12 protein-coding genes are annotated in these 16,349 nt (G+C 64.2%); 5 read left to right on the top strand and 7 right to left on the bottom strand.

What is annotated here, in order from left to right; all coding sequences use genetic code 11:
* Positions 1-4: 4 nt before the first annotated feature.
* On the bottom strand, positions 5-781 hold the full coding sequence (locus B2828_RS10450; protein WP_479633676.1) for an enoyl-ACP reductase FabI: 777 nt from the start codon (positions 779-781) through the stop codon (positions 5-7).
* A 105-nt stretch (positions 782-886) separates the two neighbouring features.
* On the bottom strand, positions 887-1,858 hold the full coding sequence (galE, locus tag B2828_RS10445) for a UDP-glucose 4-epimerase GalE (protein ID WP_479633675.1): 972 nt from the start codon (positions 1,856-1,858) through the stop codon (positions 887-889).
* 152 nt (positions 1,859-2,010) lie between these two features.
* On the opposite strand from galE, the gene B2828_RS10440 reads away from it, so the two are divergent.
* The gene (locus tag B2828_RS10440; protein WP_479633674.1) at positions 2,011-4,035 is read left to right on the top strand and encodes an FG-GAP repeat domain-containing protein; all 2,025 of its coding nucleotides are present in this window, start codon (positions 2,011-2,013) and stop codon (positions 4,033-4,035) included.
* 20 nt (positions 4,036-4,055) lie between these two features.
* Here B2828_RS10440 and B2828_RS10435 read toward each other — a convergent pair whose 3' ends face one another.
* From B2828_RS10435 to B2828_RS10425, 3 genes are all read right to left on the bottom strand, one after another.
* On the bottom strand, positions 4,056-5,435 hold the full coding sequence (locus B2828_RS10435) for a hypothetical protein (RefSeq protein WP_479633673.1): 1,380 nt from the start codon (positions 5,433-5,435) through the stop codon (positions 4,056-4,058).
* On the bottom strand, positions 5,435-6,181 hold the full coding sequence (locus tag B2828_RS10430; RefSeq protein ID WP_479633672.1) for an alpha/beta hydrolase family protein: 747 nt from the start codon (positions 6,179-6,181) through the stop codon (positions 5,435-5,437). The genes B2828_RS10435 and B2828_RS10430 overlap by 1 nt, the downstream gene beginning before the upstream one ends.
* Positions 6,182-6,256: 75 nt before the next feature.
* Positions 6,257-8,692, bottom strand: a complete 2,436-nt coding sequence (locus tag B2828_RS10425) for a U32 family peptidase (protein WP_479633671.1) — start codon at positions 8,690-8,692, stop codon at positions 6,257-6,259.
* A 151-nt stretch (positions 8,693-8,843) separates the two neighbouring features.
* Here B2828_RS10425 and B2828_RS10420 point away from each other — a divergent pair, with 151 nt between their 5' ends.
* Positions 8,844-9,386 carry a ribonuclease H-like domain-containing protein gene (locus B2828_RS10420; RefSeq protein ID WP_479633670.1) on the top strand — a complete coding sequence of 181 codons (543 nt, stop codon included), beginning with the start codon at positions 8,844-8,846 and terminating at the stop codon, positions 9,384-9,386.
* 42 nt (positions 9,387-9,428) lie between these two features.
* Positions 9,429-10,088 (top strand): phosphoribosyltransferase, encoded by a 660-nt coding sequence (locus B2828_RS10415; protein ID WP_479633669.1) that lies wholly within the window; start codon positions 9,429-9,431, stop codon positions 10,086-10,088.
* Between the two features lie 66 nt (positions 10,089-10,154).
* On the opposite strand, the gene B2828_RS10410 is transcribed toward B2828_RS10415, so the two are convergent.
* The gene (locus tag B2828_RS10410; protein ID WP_479633668.1) at positions 10,155-11,972 is read right to left on the bottom strand and encodes an autotransporter-associated beta strand repeat-containing protein; all 1,818 of its coding nucleotides are present in this window, start codon (positions 11,970-11,972) and stop codon (positions 10,155-10,157) included.
* Positions 11,973-12,323: 351 nt separating this feature from the next.
* Between B2828_RS10410 and lpxA the strand changes: the two genes are divergently transcribed.
* Together lpxA and mnmE are read left to right on the top strand one after the other, a co-directional pair.
* Positions 12,324-13,157: an acyl-ACP--UDP-N-acetylglucosamine O-acyltransferase gene (gene lpxA, locus B2828_RS10405; protein ID WP_479633667.1), complete on the top strand. Its 834-nt coding sequence runs from the start codon at positions 12,324-12,326 to the stop codon at positions 13,155-13,157.
* Between the two features lie 166 nt (positions 13,158-13,323).
* Entirely contained in the window at positions 13,324-14,658 is a 1,335-nt protein-coding gene (mnmE, locus tag B2828_RS10400; protein WP_479633666.1) for a tRNA uridine-5-carboxymethylaminomethyl(34) synthesis GTPase MnmE, read from the top strand.
* A gap of 320 nt (positions 14,659-14,978) precedes the next feature.
* Here mnmE and B2828_RS10395 read toward each other — a convergent pair whose 3' ends face one another.
* Positions 14,979-16,229 carry an L-rhamnose isomerase gene (locus B2828_RS10395; protein ID WP_479633665.1) on the bottom strand — a complete coding sequence of 417 codons (1,251 nt, stop codon included), beginning with the start codon at positions 16,227-16,229 and terminating at the stop codon, positions 14,979-14,981.
* Positions 16,230-16,349 lie beyond the last annotated feature (120 nt).

Genomic DNA, 16,349 nt, shown 5'->3' with positions numbered 1-16,349 from the left:
GAGCCTACATGCCCATGATCTGGTAGCCGCCGTCGACGTAGATCGTCTGGCCGGTGATGCTGGCGGCGCCGTCGCTGGCGAGGAACAGGCCCGTCGCGCCGATCTCCTCGACCGTGCAGCTCCGCCCGAGCGGGGCGCGCTCCTGGTAGACTTTGTTGATCTGGCTGAACCCGGCGATGCCCCGGGCGGCGAGCGTCTGTACGGGCCCGGCGCTGATGCAGTTGACCCGGATGTTCTGTTTGCCCAGGTCGTAGGCTAGGTAGCGGCCGGTCGCCTCCAGGCTCGCCTTGGCCACGGCCATGACGTTGTAGTGGGGCACGACTTTCTCCGCGCCGTAGTAGCTCATCGCCATGATGGAGCCGCCGCGCGGCATGAGCGGGGCCGCCTCGCGGGCCAGGCCCAGGAGCGAGTAGGCCGAGATGTTGTGCGCCAGCAAGTAAGCCTCGCGGCTGGTGTTGAGGAAGCGCCCTTCGAGCGCCTCGCGCGGGGCGAAGGCCACGGAGTGGAGCATCAGGTCGATGGTGCCGAAGTGCTCTTTGGTCTTCTGGAAAAATTCTTTGATCTCCTCGTCCTTGGTGACGTCGCACGGATAGAGCGGGGTGTCGGCCCCGAATTCGGCGACGAGCTCCTCCACGTTATCCTTCAGGCGTTCGCCCTGGTAGTTGAAAATGAGCTTGGCGCCCGCCGCGGCCCATGCCTGTGCGATGGCCCAGGCGATGCTGCGCTTGTTGGCGACGCCGAAGACGACGCCGGTTTTACCTTCCAGGATACGAGGAGTCATAAGAAGAGATGTCGATTTTATATTTATCGATAAGGGGAGGAACCAGTAAAAAAACGAAGACGCAGCCGGATTCCCGGCTGCGCCTCGGGAAAACCGCAAAGTAGACTAGTCGCCGTAGCCGGTCGGGTGCTTCTTGTGCCAGGCCCAGGCGCTTTCGATGATCTTGTCGATCGACTGGTACTGGGGATTCCAGCCCAGCTCGCGCTTGACCTTCTCGGAGGCGGCGATCAGGAGGGGCGGGTCGCCAGGGCGGCGAGGGGTCTCCTTGACGGGGATCTTGATGCCGGTCACCTTTTCGCACGCGGCGATGATCTCGCGCACGCTCGTACCGCCGCCGGTGCCCAGGTTGTAGAGGGCGCTCTCGGTGCGGCCCAGGGCCAGGATGTGGGCCTGGGCGAGGTCGATGATGTGGATGTAATCCCGGATACAGGTGCCGTCCGGAGTCTCGTAATCGTTGCCGAAGATGTCCACGTGGTCCTTCTGGCCGAGGGCGACTTTGAGGACGTTCGGGATGATGTGGGTCTCCGTGCGGTGGTCTTCACCGTAGTTCTCGGAGGCGCCAGCGGCGTTAAAGTAGCGCAGGGCCACGAATTTCAGGCCGTGGATCTGGTCGTACCAGCGGAGGATTTTCTCGAAAAGGAGCTTCGATTCGCCGTAAGGGTTGATCGGCCGCTGCGGGAGCGTCTCGTCGATCGGGTTGCGCTCGGGCGGGCCGAACGTGGCGCAGGTGGAGGAAAAGACGAACTTCTTGACGCCCGCCGCGACCATGCCGTCGAGCAGGTTGATGCCGCCGTAGACGTTGTTGCGGAAGTACTTGGAGGGGTTCGTCATCGACTCGCCCACCAGTGCGTTGGCGGCGAAGTGCATGACGGCCTCGGGAGCAGCCTCGCGCAATGCGGCGGCGATCTGCTCCGGTTTCTGCAAGTCACCAAAGACGAACTTGGTGCGGGGATCGACAGCCTTGCGGTGACCTTCCGTAAGATTGTCGAAGACCGTCACCTCGTGACCCTGGTTGAGCATCTGCTCCACACAAATGCTGCCGATGTAGCCGGCTCCGCCGGTAACAAAAATCTTCATAAATGTTTTTGTGAGCCTCCTAGTCAAACAGCTTGCCGGGCCGGGATGAAGCAAAAAGTTGAAGTGCGTTTCTTCGGTTGCAGATAGGGCTCAAAACAGCTTAAATAAAGGAACACGTCTCCCCCGTTTCTCTTCCCCAGATATTTCTCCCCATGAAGGTCTGTATTATTGCCCTCCTTGTGCTGCCGGTTATAGCCCTGGCCCAACAACCGACGCCAACGCCGACGCCGATCCCCAAAGGCCAGAACATCCTCAAAAACGGGAACTTCGAAAAGTTCACCGAGGAGGATAACCTGTGGGATGGGGTGGACCGCGACGGGCTCCTTTCCGGCGACGTTATCGCCGACGATGCCGGGGCCAAAATCAAGTCTCCGCCCCCCAATGGCGTCTTCTACGCCCAGCGCGGGGCCCGTTCCTATAGCATCGACGCCATTCTCGACGGCGGCAACACAGGCCGCCTGCCCATGCCGGTCTCCGTGCAGGTGGCCGATTTCAACCGCGACGGCCTGCTTGATTTGATCACCGTGGACTCCGCCGGTTACTTCCGCGTTTACTTTAACAGCGGCACGCCCACCGAGCCGAAGTTCACCCATTGCGAACTGCTGCCTCTCTTCCTGGGGCGCTTCCCCTGGCCCGCCGTCACTAAAGTCGGCGACTACTGGCGGCGTAGCTACGGGGACGGCCTCAAGCTCGCCCTGGCGGATTTCGACAAAAACGGCCTCCAGGACCTCCTCCTGGGCAACTACTACGGCGACCTGCTCGTCATCAAAAACACCGGCACGCTGCAAGTGCCCGAATGGAAGCAGCCCGCCACCGTGGACTCGATCAAGCTCCCGACCACCAAGGACGGCGGGCTCTGGGCCAACCTGATGGCCCCGGCCGCCTTTGACTGGAACCGCGACGGCAAGCTCGACATCCTCGTCGGCGAGGGGAGCTACTCCGCCAACGCCATCCACCTGCTCCTTAACGCCACCGGCATGAGCGGCGGGAGCGGGGGCTCGGGCGGGTTCGTCGGCACGGCGGCATTTTCCTCTTCCTCAAAGACGGCCCTGCCCACCTACAACGAGGATTTTCATGATTACCTGGCCTTCGGCGACGGCCGCGAGCAGCTGGCTCCCGCCGTGGTCGATTACAACGGCGACGGCCAGCCCGACCTGCTCGTGGGCGACCGCACGGGTCAGATCAACGTCTACCTGAGCGAGGGCACGTGGAAAAAGGGGGTCGAACTCAAGCGCCAGCCCCAGCCGATCAGCTTCGGCGGCACCGTCAACATTGGAAGCGGCCCCGCTGGGCTGCGTTGCGTAGCCCCCGCCGTGGCCGACCTCAACGGCGACGGCAAATTCGACATCATCGTTGGCAAGCCCGACGGCCACATCGCCGTTTCCTACAACATCGGCACGGCCACCGAGCCGAAATTCGGGCCGCTCGTCGACCTCAAGGGCGAAAAAGTCTTCCCGAGAGGGTCCATCCGCGCCCCGGGCGACTGGAAGATCAATTTCGGCTACTTCCAGGGGAATTTCCTGAACTACTTCTCCGTCGTATCGCCCCAGGAGGACCCCGAGGCGGCGCAGGCCACTGGCAAAAACGTCCTGAAATTTGCCTACAGCCCCTCGCAAAACCGGATCATCCGGCGCGCCCCGCTCCTCCTTACGCCGTTCGAGGTGCCCGCCCAGGGAGGGCCATCCGCCGGGTTCCAGGCCGACTTTATTTCGCCGAGCTATTGGGGCGACGCCTACTGGCGCAGCAGCTACTTTGCCGAAACCAACAGCGTCACCCTCCGCCAGGAGCCGGGCTGGAATAACGTCCGGCCCAACGTCAAATACATGCTGTCCTTCAAGGTCAAGGGGCGCAACGTCAAGAAAGCGCACCTCTATTTCCTCTTCGGCGGCTGGCTCGTGCGCGACATGGTGGCCGCCAAGCAGCCCGCTCCTCCGGCTGACGTCCGGGCCTCCGAGGCGCTGATGTATGACTTCGACTTTAACGTCGGCACCGCCTGGACCACCATTTCACGCCCGATCAGCTTCAAGTTCATCACCCAGCCCGACCTCAACAACTTCGACAAGTGGAACAAGCCGGGCAGCAAAATCCAGTACAACTCCCTCTTTGACCTGCGGGCCTCGCTCGTCGGCGAAGATGCCGTCTTCTACATCGACGACGTCAAGCTGATCGAAATGTAAGCCCGCGAGGGGGGCACCTGTTAGGGCCGTTGCGCGGGTTCCGGTGCGGCGGCCAGCGGCAGGTGGCCGATCCATGCCAGCTTCAGGCCCCGGTCGGTCCATTCAAAGGCGTCCTTAGGGCAGATGCAGAACCGGCCCTCCTGGCGCTGCACGTCGCCATCCCACACATGCACCTTCTCCGGGCTCCAGCCCTGGAGAAGCAGGGAGAGCGCCGTGGTCCCCCAGTGGTTGAGCGCGCTTTCGCGGGCGATCCGGGGGAGCGCCTCTTGGGTGTGCACCGGGGCGGGCGAAGCGGCCAGGGATTTCTCAAACACCCCGCAAAGGCCCGCCCAGGAAAGCGACATGGCGCTCATCGTCACCGCAAAAAGCAGCGCGGGCCACACCGGGGCAGCCGTTCGCGCGGGGAGCGCCGCGCCCTTGCACAGCCGCCAAGCCTCCAGCCCGGCCAGGAGCGCCAGCGGAGCCGTGGCCAGGATGCCAAACTTCCGGTAGCAGAGCGACCCCGCCCAGCCCCCCGGGACCAGCCCGTAGAGGAGCCCGAGGGCGAGGGCCACCAGCCAGAGCCCCTTGCGCCACCGGGCGAGGGCCGCCGGGGCGGGCTTCCCCGTCCAGGCCGAGCGGAACTCCAGCGCCGCGGCGGCGTAGGCGGGCAACAGCGCCGCAAACGGGCTCAATAACAGCCCCGAGAACGCTTCCCCCAGCCAGGCGTTCGCCGCAAGATTGGCCCGCTCATAATCCGTCGCCAGCAGCGCCACCTCCAGCCCCTTGGCGAGCGTCGCGAGGGCAAAAAGCGCGCCCCAGCCCGCCAGCCGCCTCCGGCCAGGTCCCGGAGCTGCGAGCGCCAGCCCGAGGGCCGTGGCCGCCGCGAAACCGTAAAGCGCCATCGAGACGGGGTGCAGGCCGTCCAGCGCTATACCGGCCAGCAGCGCCACCGGAGCCCAGTGCCAGGGGCAGCCGCACCAGACAAACGCCAGCACCACCCACCCCGCCTGGAGCGCCTGAGTCACCTCGCCCACCATCACGATCTGCCCCGGCAGCGGGGCCAGCAGAATGCCGAAGACCGCCCACATCCGCAGCGGGGCCTGGGGTCCGCGCAGCATTGCCAGGCAGGCCGCGAGGCTTAAGAGCGGTACCGCTGAGCAGACCAGCCCCTGCACCCGGGCGAGCGCGGCGGGGGAGGGTGCCCACGGCAGCGCCCAGAGGATCGGGGCCTGGATCACATGGTCGAGCCAGCGGTGGTGCGGCACGCACGCGGCCCCCTCCTGGAGCAGCCGCACGAGGTAATAGGCTCCGTCGTTGGTCAGGCTGGCCAGGCAGAGCGCGGCGATGATGAACCCGGCGGCGGCAAGGGCCCAGGTAAGGAGGGCCGTTCTGCGGGAAGAGTCTGGGGTGGTGAGCATTAGCGCGACTTTAGCGCGCCATTGGTTTCTTCGGCCAACGAAATAGGCCAGTTGGTTTCGAGAAAATATTTTGGGTCGCTTTTCCGGTAGCGGTCATACCGGGCGCGGAATTCCCGGTTGAAGGCCGATCCGGCGACGGCCAGCTCGGGATACCGGCGCACCGCCTCCCGTTGCGCCTCCTCGATGGTCCTGGGGTTCGCCACCGGCGAAGTGCCGATGAGCGGCGCGGCGGGAGCCGAGACCAGGGTGGCTTGGCGCTTTGCGCGCGCTTGCAGAAAGGCGGCTTTTGCCCCTGCGGGAAGGACAAAGAAAAAGGCCAGGCCCAGGCAAAAACCCACTACCAGCTGGGTCCCGTACAGCAGAATCCCCTTGGGAATTCCGAGTTTGCCGCTCTCCGCCTCGGGATGTTCCAACACCGTACCGAGGATCGCCGCCTGAAAGAAAAACTGAAGGACGGCAAAAACGATCGCCGTAACTCCCGTCGGCGTAATGCCGAAAAAAAACCGGAGGATGACGTTGACGATCACCGTGGCCAGCAGGGCGCAAAAGGAGGCCCAAAACGCATTATTGAAGGAAGGCCAGTAGCCGAAGAGCACCCGCACAAACAGCTTGATGATCAACGCGGAGAGGGAAAGGCCGATGACCAACCCGATGACTAGGCCAATCAGCCACCCGACGAGGTTGGTCGAGCTTGGGAGCGCCCAGAGGCCTTGGTTCAGATCCGATATGGCGGCGATTCCATTCATGACGCGGCAGCCTAGATGATATCAAATCATCTCCGCAAACTTTTTCTGGCAGCGGCGGGGCGCTCGATATGCACCCTAGCCCTGGTAGGTCCCCGCCGTCACGCCGAGGCGCGACTGGGCTCGCAGCTCACGCCAAAGGTCGCGGCCCGTCTGGCTGCCGCCCAGGAGCGCCCGGTAAGCCGCGACGATCGCCCGCGTCTCCGCCGCCGACTCCTCCAGCAGTTCTACCCGGTAATGCCGGAGGCCCGTTGCGGACAGGTCGTCGTAGAACGGCGCGCCGGTCTGCGCCGTGGCGTTAAAGAGTGTGTTGCGGCAGCCCGCGTCGGGCCGCAGCGGGTGGGCGGTGCCGGTGCGGTCGCGCAGGTGGGCGCGGTGGGCTTCGCAGGGGCGCCCGCAGTCGAGGTGCGAGTGGCCTTGCGAGAGGAACGCCGCGAAGACGCAGTGCTCCATATGAAACATCGGCATGTGCTGATGGAGCGTCAGCTCGAACCACTCCGGCGGCGCAGCCCGCAACAGCGCGAGGGCCTCGCCGAGGTTCAGGTCGTAGGAGACCGTGACGTGCTCCAGCCCCTTCTCCATGAAAAATGCCGCCGTAAACGGGTTGGCCACGTTGAGCGAGAAGTCGCCCCGTTTGCGCAGCGGGCTTTGGCGGAAATAATCGACCCCGCCCAGGTTGCGCAGCAGCACGCCGTCGGGCTTGGCGGCCTCGATCAGCTTGAAAAATCCCTGCTCCCCGGCCTTCTGGATGCGCGGCGTGGCCAGGAAGACGGCCGTTGCGCTGCTGCGGGCGCGCACCCGCTCCACAGCAGGGCCGTAGCGGCGCACGTCCTCGAAATCGAGGTAAACGGTTTCCACCCCCTCATCAAGCAGCGCGTCGAGCTGCTCATCGCTGCGGCAGAGGACCGAAAGCGCGGGCTTGGCCGCCGGGGCCGGGGCCTGGGGCAGCCGGGAAAGAAAGTACCGGATGGTCCCGGTGCTTTCTGCGCGTTGCGTGGGCACGGCAGCCGCCTCCAGGCGCGCCACCAGCTCCCGGCGGAGCCGGTTCATTTCGCCGATGGGGAGAATCACCGCCCCCTCTAGACCGTTGTGCAGCGAGGCGGGCGCGAACGGGGCGTCGCCGAAGCGGCCCAGGTGTTCGCCGAGCTTCTCCGGGGTGAGCGGAGCCGTCCGGGCCGTTTGCAGTAAAATCTCCGAGGCCACGCGAATCGGTTCGGCCCCGGCGCGCCGGGCTTCCAGAACGAGCGGCTCCCCGGTCTTGCCGCTCACGCGCAGCTCCACCGGCTCGCGGTGGCGCGGCTCGATCCGGCCCGCGAAACTCTTCTTTAGCGCCGAGTCGAGCGCCGGGTCATTCGTCTTCCAGACCCGGTTGCCAGGTGTGAGCGCTGAGAAATCAATATGGTCGTGCTGGAAAAAGAGCCGCCCTCCGCGCACCTGGTAGACGCGTCCGCCCTGCTCCTTGTCCGGGTCGCCGCCCGTTTCGAACGCCACGCCGTCGCCTGGCTTCACCGGCGTTTCGAGCGCCGCGAGTTCCACGTAATCCCGCCCCACGCGGCCGATCGCCCCGATGAGCGCCCCGCGCTTTTTGCCGAACCGCGCCGCCACGAGGCGCTGGTGATCCACACCATGGAGCCAGCCCGTGAAAAATCCGCGCGAAAAGGCCATTTCCAGCTGGTAACGGTCCGGTGCGTCGATCTTACCGCCCCGTCCCGCCAGCGCGGCGTCGAGCGCCTTGCGGTAAACCTGGCAGACCGCCGCCACGTACTCGGGGCTCTTGAGCCGCCCCTCGATCTTGAAGGAAACCACGCCCCGCTTCAGCAGCTCGGGGAAGTCATCCGCCGCCGCCAGGTCCTGCGGCGAAAGCAGGTAACGCTTCGGGCCAAGGTCGCGCACGGCCCCGTCCACGATCAGCTCGTAGGGGAGACGGCACGCCTGGGCGCACTCGCCCCGGTTCGCGCTCCGGTGGCCCAGCGATTCGCTCGTGAGGCACTGGCCCGAATAGGCCACGCAAAGCGCCCCGTGGACGAAAACCTCCAGCTCCAGGCCGTCCGATTTCGGAAATTTCTCCAGCTCGCGCAGCGAAAGCTCCCGGGCCAGCACGATCCGCCGTACCCCCAGCTCGCGTTGAATCAGCGCCGCCCCCTCCGGCGACGTAATCGTCATTTGCGTTGAGGCATGCAGCGGCAGCTCCGGCACCAGTGCGCGGGCCAGCCGGGCCAGGCCGATGTCCTGCACGATCACCCCGTCCACGCCCGAGCGCGAGAGGAGCCGCAGGTAATCCGCCGCCTCCTCCAGCTCGCCCGTGAAGACCAGCGTATTAAAGGCTACGTAGGTCTTCACCCCGTGGCTGCGGCAGTAGGCCACCACCCGGGGGAGGTCCTCCTCTGTGAAATTTTCCGCCCGCATCCGGGCATTGAAACGGTCCAGGCCGAAGTAAACCGCGTCGGCCCCATTGGCGACGGCGGCACGAACGCAATCCCACTCGCCCGCAGGCGCTAGAAGTTCGGCAATCATGGCGCGGTGGGGAGCGATTCGGGCATCAACGGGCTGGGCAGCATCAACATAGCCCCCTACCGTAGCCCCGGCGGGCCCTCATGGAAAGGCCGACTTCGCGCTGGTCAAAATGCCCCAGGCCGGAATATTTTTCCTTCCCGACCCACTCATCATGAGCACACCCAACATCGTCTACTTCGACCTGGAAACCCAGCGCACCGCCAATGACGCGGGCGGCTGGGACCACAAGCGCGACATGGGCATGTCCGTGGGCGTCACCTTTTCCTCCGCCACGGGGCAGTACCAGATCTACCCCGAGAAACGGGTCCACGAACTGGTCGATGAACTGCTCCGGGCCGACCTGGTCGTCGGCTTCAACTGCATCAACTTCGACTACGAAGTCCTCATGGGCTACTCCGTCTACGACATCCCGGCCCTGGCCCGCACCCTTGATCTCATGGTCGAGCTGGAGAAAAAGCTGGGCCACCGCCTGAGCCTCGACGCCGTGGCCACGGCCTCCCTCGGCGTGGGCAAGACCGCCGACGGCCTGGACGCCATCCGTTGGTGGCGCGAAGGCAAGATCCTGGATATCGCCGAATACTGCTGTTTCGACGTGAAGGTGACGAAAATGGTCCACGAGTATGGCCGCGACCATAAGCGGCTCTATTTCCTCGACCGTTTCCAGCAAAAGCGCGAGGTCGAGATCGACTGGTAATCGCGGGCCGTCCAAAGCCCCTGGCCCGGTCGATTCCGTGCCGTGAAAATCTTTCGGGACCGGGTCGAGGCGGGGCGCGAATTGGCGCGTGCCTTGGTGGATGAGGGCGTCGTCTCCCCCGGCGGTGAGGAGGAGGGGCTGCTCATTCTGGCCATTCCCCGGGGCGGCATCGTTGTCGGGGCCGAGGTGGCCCGGGGTCTCCATGCCCCGCTGGATGTCTGGCTTTCGCGCAAGATCGGCGCGCCCGGCAACCCGGAGTTTGGCATTGGGTCGGTCTCCTCCCATGGCGAAACTGTGCTCGATGCCGAGACCATCGCCGCGTTGGGCGTGGGCGAGGAATACCTTAAAGAAGCCATCCGTCGCGAGCGGATGGAGCTGGAGCGGCGCATGATGGCCTTTCGCGGCAGTTCCGAGCCCGTTCAAGTGGAGGACCGCCCGGTTATCCTGGTCGATGATGGCGCGGCCACCGGCTCGACCGCCCTGGCCGCCTTGGCCGCGCTCCGGCGGGGCGGGGCGAAGAGGTGCATCCTGGCCCTGCCCGTGGCCCCGCGCGAGCTCCTGCCCACGCTGCGCAAAGCGGCCGACACTACGCTGATCCTGAGCGCCGAGCCGGTGTTCATGGCCGTCGGGCAGTTTTACGACGACTTCCGGGCGGTCGAGGACGAGGAAGTCGTGCGCACGTTGGCGCAATGGCGGCGGTAAAACGAAACCGTCGGAAGGAAACCGTTTTCCCCCCCGGCGGTTTGAATCAGAGAAACGTTTCCCGGTTTAGCCCCGGCGGCGTTTGGCCCAAGCGAAGAGGCCTGCGCCGCCCAGGATCAACGCCCAAGTGGCCGGTTCGGGGACGGCCTCGGCGAGGTTGAGGGTCACGTCGTTCGCCACGGTGCCCCCATCGGCATTGCCCAAGTAGGAGATGCGGTAGGTTCCTCCATTGTAGGTGAAGCTGTTGTTGACCAGTGTAACGGCGTTTCCGCCGACGAGCACCGAGCTAAAGCTTCCGCTGGTGAGCGAATTGCTGGAGTTGAGAAGCAGCGCGATGGTGTCGTTGAGGCTAAGGCCGGTGAGTGAAGTAATATTGAGTGTTCCAGATAAACTCACGGCATTGCTCACAATAACCTGTCCAAAGTCAGTTCCCGCCGTGGTGCCGGAGATGGCCACGTTAAAGGAGGCTCCATCCAGCATGGTTAGCGACCGAACGTGGAGCGCGCCGCCGGAGTCGCCGCCCGCGATGGAGCCGTTGATGAACACGTTGCCCGCGGTACCGGAACCGGCCAGTTGGGCCCCGATGGCGACCTGAACGGTGCCGGTGGTGGAGAGCGAACCGTCCACCTTGAGTTCGCCCGAGGAGACGGTGGTAAGCCCGGTGTGGGTGTTGGCGCCCGTGAGCGTGGTGGTGCCGCTGCCAATTTGATTGATCGCCAGGCCACCCGTAAAGTTTTGGCTGTAGCTGTGGGTTCCGCTGGAATTGAAGTTGACCGTGGAGCGGTTCGTGCCGCCGGTGACCGTGGTTGCGTTCAGCGTCCCAACCGATGCGCCTCCGGTGCCGAAGTTCAGGGTGCCGGTGCCGGTGGTCGTGGCTAGTGTCAGCGTTCCGTTGGTAACATTAACGACACCATTGCCGCTCAGGGTTAAGGTGCCACTGGCAGCAGCGCCCACCGCAAGCGTTGCGGTGGTGAACGTACCACCAGTCACCGAGACGAACCCGCTGGCGCCTGCGGTGTAGCCAAGGGTGGTGTTGGTACCGGTGACATTGCCGCCGGAGATATTCAATGTTCCCTGGGCGCCGGAGTAGCCTACGTAGAGGGTGTTGGCGATCAGTGTGCCGCTGCTGACGGTTGCCGTGCCGACACTCCCTGTATTGTAGCCAATGGTGGTGGTGGTGCCAGTGATGATGCCTCCATTTAGATTGATCGTGCCGGTGCCGTTGCCGCCCACGTAAAGGGAGTTGGAAACCCATGTGCCGCTGCTAACGGTGGCTGTGCCGACTGCGCCCGCCCCATTGCCAAGCGTAGTGGTGGCGGCAGCTATGTTGCCTCCGGTAAGATTCAGTATTCCAGTGCCGCTATTGCCAATATATAAAGCGGCGGGCGCGGAAAGTGTGCCGCCACTGATGTTTGCCGTGCCGACAGAACCTGCAGAGGCGCCGATATAGGTAGTGGCGCCGCTTACGGTGCCGCCGGTAAGAGTCAGTGTTCCTTTGCCGTTGCGGCCGACATAAAGATTCGTGGCCGTCCAGGTGCCGCCGCTCATGGTTGCCGTGCCGGAAGAGTTGGCGCTGTTTCCCAGGTAGCTGGTGGCGGCAGATAGGCTGCCGCCAGTGATATTTAATGTTCCCGTGCCGCTATTGCCCACGTTGAGGGTGGCTGCCGATCCTGAAACTCCGGCCACCACGGTGACGGTGCGATTGCCGTCCACGTTTGCGGTGTCACTGGCGGTCGGCACGCCGGTGCTCCAGTTTCCGGCGATATTCCAGGTCCCGGAGGTGGTCAAACTCATTGTGATCGCGTTGGAGTATTGCGACAAAGCAAGCAACGAAGCCAAGGCGTAGAAGGCACGGATTTTAGATAACGCGGACGGTTTTTTCATGTTCTTCCTTAGGTGAATGCTTGATGTCCTGGGGAGAGACAGTCGGGCGCCTTGGGGAGGAACATGCCGCGGAGTGAAACCTGCCCACGCTTTTCGCCACGCGGAGCCAAAGAAGTCCATCGAGTCGGTCAAGATGGGTAATAGGCTCCAAGTTCATGGGCTTGATAATATTTAGGGCAGGTGCGGTCCTTTATAGGGAATCCGATCGCTGCGACAAGATGAATATGAGACTCAATCGCGATTTATTTTATGCAAAATAAGCTGGGCTAATGACGTGGAGATACTGTCTCGGGTATTTTCCGATGAGAAAACTTGCCACCGGCGCGGCGGGCGGCACTATTTCCCCTCGATATGAACGACGCCCCGCTAATTCACCCCACCGCTTTCATCCATCCCGATGCCCAGCTTGGAGCTGGTGTTCGTGTCGGCCCGTTTGCGGTGATCGAGGGCCCGGCGCAGATCGGCGACGGCTGCGAGATCAAGGCCCACGCGGTGGTCACCGGGTGGGTGCGCATGGGGGCGCGGAACGTGATCGGCTACGGGGCCATTGTCGGCGGCGATCCGCAGGATCTCGGGTTTGACCCCTCGATGAACAGCTGGGTGATCCTCGGCGAGGGCAATACCATTCGCGAATACGGTACGCTCCATCGCGGCACCGGCGAGGGGACCGAGACGCGTGTGGGCAGTAACTGCTTCTTCATGGCAGGCGCGCACGTGGGGCACAATTCCCAGGTGGCCGACGGCGTTATTATCGCCAACAACGTGCTGCTCGGAGGGCATGTGCACGTGGGGCCAGGCGTTTTTATCGGCGGCGGCGCGGTCTTTCACCAGTGGGTGCACGTCGGGCGTCGGGCGATGATCCAGGGCAATGCGGCCTTGAGCAAAAATGTGCCGCCATTTCTCGTGGCCGCGCAGATCAACGGTGTGGCCGGGATGAACATCGTTGGAATGCGCCGGGCCGGGATCGATGCCGCGCAGCGCAAGGAGGTGAAGGAGGCCTTTAAGCTTGTTTACAAGAGCGGGCTCAACGTTCGCCAGGCGCTCGAAGCCGCCAAGGAGCGCGCCTGGGGGCCGGACGCCACGGAGTTTTTCGAATTTATCGCCGGATCGCAAAAACGCGGGGTGTGCGACCTCATCTCCTCCCGCGTGGGCGGCGCTCATGTGGAAGCGGCCGCCGAGGAGTAATACGAATTACATACTCAAACGCCAATAAATGGCCTCTCCGGTAAAAATATTTGACGCAAAGGCGCAAAGGCGCAAACAAGGCAGGTGCGTCTCCTCTTTGCGTCTTTGCGTCTCTGCGTGAGCCTTAATGCCTTTTGTCTGAGTAAATCGTATAACCCCGTTCTCCATGCCCGATACCATCGCCGCCATTTCCACCCCCTTCGGGGAGGGGGGCATCGCCGTCATTCGCCTGAGCGGGCCCGAGGCTGCGCAAGTTGCGGGGCGGGTGTTCCACGGGCGGCGGCCGGTGGCGGAGCTTGCGCCGAGGGTCCAGCATTTTGGTAAAATCAAGGACGGCGAAACGGTCCTGGATGAAGTACTGCTTACTATTTTCCGCGCTCCGGCCAGCTACACCGGCGAGGAGATGGCTGAGATCGGCTGCCATGGCGGCATCCTGGTCACGCGGCGGCTGCTGGCGCTTTTGCTGCAAAACGGCGCGCGCGCGGCGGGTCCCGGGGAATTCACCCAGCGGGCGTTCCTCAACGGCAAGATGGATCTCACCCAGGCCGAGGCCGTGATGGACTTGATCCGTGCCCAGACCGACCTGGGCCTGCGCGCCGCCACCGAGCAGCTCGAAGGCCGCCTGGGGAGCCGCGTGCGCGAACTGCGTGAGGCGCTCCTCAATGTCCTGGCCCACGTCGAGGCGTACATTGATTTTCCCGAAGAGGATATTTCGCCCGAGACCGGCGCGGCTCTGACGGCCCGGCTGGAGGAAGTGCGCGCGGGGTGCGCTGCGCTGCTGGAGACCGCTGGGCAAGGGCGGGTCCTGCGCGAGGGGTTGCGCACCGTCATCTATGGCGCGCCGAACGTTGGTAAATCGAGCCTGCTCAACCGCCTGCTTGGCTACGAACGGGCTATCGTCAGCGAGATCCCCGGCACCACGCGCGACTCGATCGAGGAAGTCGTCAACCTGCGCGGTATCCCCGTGCGCCTCGTCGATACCGCCGGGGTGCGCCATAGCGAGGACCGCATCGAACGCGAGGGGATCGCCCGGACGCTGCGCCACCTGGAGCGGGCCGATCTCGTACTGCACTTGGCCGACGCCAGCCGCCCACCGGAAGGGGAGCCCCATCCCGGCAGCCTGCTGGTGCTTAACAAGGCCGACCTCGGTGAGGACCCCGCGTGGGCGGGTCGCAAGGCGGTGCGCATTTCTTGCCTGGAGGCAACCGGCTCCGGCCCTGGTCTGGAGCCGCTGCTGGAGGCCATTGCGGAGCGCGCTCTGGGCGGCGGATTTTCCCGCGCCGGGGCGGGCGTGGCCATCAACGCGCGCCACCAAGCCTGCCTGAGCCAGGCCGAGGCTGCGGTGGGGGTGGCGCTGCGGGCGTTGGCCGAGGGCCTCTCCGCCGAGTTCATTGCGGTTGACCTGCGGGCCGCGCTGGACGCCGTGGGCGACATCGTCGGTCGGGTCGATACCGAGGACCTGCTCGGGAAGATTTTCTCCACCTTCTGCCTCGGAAAGTAATACGATTTACACAGATAAAAGGCATTAAGTCTCACGCAAAGACGCAAAGGCTCAAAGAAGGCAGATGCGTTTCTTCTTTGCGCCTTTGCGCCTTTGCGTGAGATATTTTTATAGAAAGGCCGGTTAGTGGCGTTTGACTATGAAAGTCGTATAAGCGGTATCATCCCAGTGGGGCACAAAAGAAAGCCCCGTCACCGAAAACGCGATTCGGCAACGGGGCGATTTGCTCTACTGCTGGGAATGGAGCCTCACGGAAGGCATGGAAAACCGGGCGGCCTGTCAGCGCCTGATCCCACGCCTTCGCGTGAAGAAATTTTGCCCTACTGGCGCTTGGCCAGGACGCTCTGCTCGTAGCACTTCACCTCGCCGAGCCAGGCGGCCCCGACGGGCACATTCTGGCGGGCGCAGAACTCGTTCCACACGGCGGCGAATGGCAGCGTCTTGGCTTCTTCGAGCAGCGCCAGGCGCGTCGCGAAGTCGCCCGCGACCTCGGCTTCGCGGATGCTGGCCGAGGGTTCGAGCAGCGCCAAGAGCAGCGCCTTGAGCGTGGCGCGTGCGCCGATCACCCAGGCGGCGATGCGGTTGATGCTGGCGTCAAAGAAATCGAGCCCGATGTGGGTGCGCTCGATGAAGCCGCCGCGAACGACTTCCTCCATCATCGCGCGGGTCGCGTCGTCGAGGATCACCACGTGGTCGCTGTCCCAACGGACGCCGCGGCTGACGTGGAGCAGGATCTCGGGCACGAATTGCAGGACGGAGGAAATCTTGTCGGCGAGGGTCTCGGTCGGGTGGAAGTGGCCCGCGTCGAGGCAGAGCAGCTTCTGGTTTTTCACCGCATAGCCCATGTAGAACTCATGCGAGCCCACCACGTAGGATTCGCTGCCGATGCCGAAGAGCTTGCTCTCCACGGCGTCGACGTTCTGTGCCGGGTCGATCGGCACGGCAAAGATGGCGTCGAGCGAGGCTTCGAGGCGTTTGCGCGGGGCCACGCGGTCGGCGGGGATGTCCTTGTAGCCGTCGGGGATCCAGAAGTTTGTCACCGTCTTGGTGCCGAGCTGCCTGCCCATGTCGGCGGCGATTTTGCGGCTGGCGATGCCGTGCTCGATCCAGAACTGGCGCACGCCCGCGTCCGGGTGGGAGAGGGTGAAGCCGTCGGCGGCCAGCGGGTGGGAGAAATAACTGGGGTTGAAGTCCAGGCCCAGGTTGCGCGTCTTGGCCCAGTCGATCCAGCTCTGGAAATGGCGCGGTTCGTAGGCGTTGCGGTCCACTTTTTCGCCGCCGAGGTCGGCATAGCAGGCGTGCACGTTGAGGCGCTTGGAGCCGGGGATGAGCGAGGAGGCCTTGTCGATGTCGGCGCGCAGTTCGTCGAGGTTGCGAGCCTTGCCGGGGTAGTTGCCGGTGGTCTGGATGCCGCCGCCGGTCAGCGTGGCATCGGGGTGTTCGGAACCACCGACGTCGTCGCCCTGCCAGCAATGGAGGGAGATCGGGATTTCGGCGAGTCGTTTCAAGGCGGCTTCGGTGTCAACGCCCAGGTCGGCGTAAGCGGATTGCGCTGCAAGGTAGGTGCTCATATGGGATAGGATAAAATAGCGGTTGGCGGGCGGTTAAGGATGTCTAGGGGCCTCTAGGCGGGGGTGAGGAAGAAAGGGTCCGCCCCGGCCCTGTTGCGGCAGCTTTGCCCAATCGTTAAC

Source organism: Spartobacteria bacterium UBA695, assembly GCA_002298145.1.
In the GTDB taxonomy this organism is placed as follows: domain Bacteria; phylum Verrucomicrobiota; class Verrucomicrobiia; order Chthoniobacterales; family Chthoniobacteraceae; genus UBA695.
Note: the sequence above shows the minus strand (reverse complement) of the source record. Positions and strands in the feature narration are given on the sequence as shown.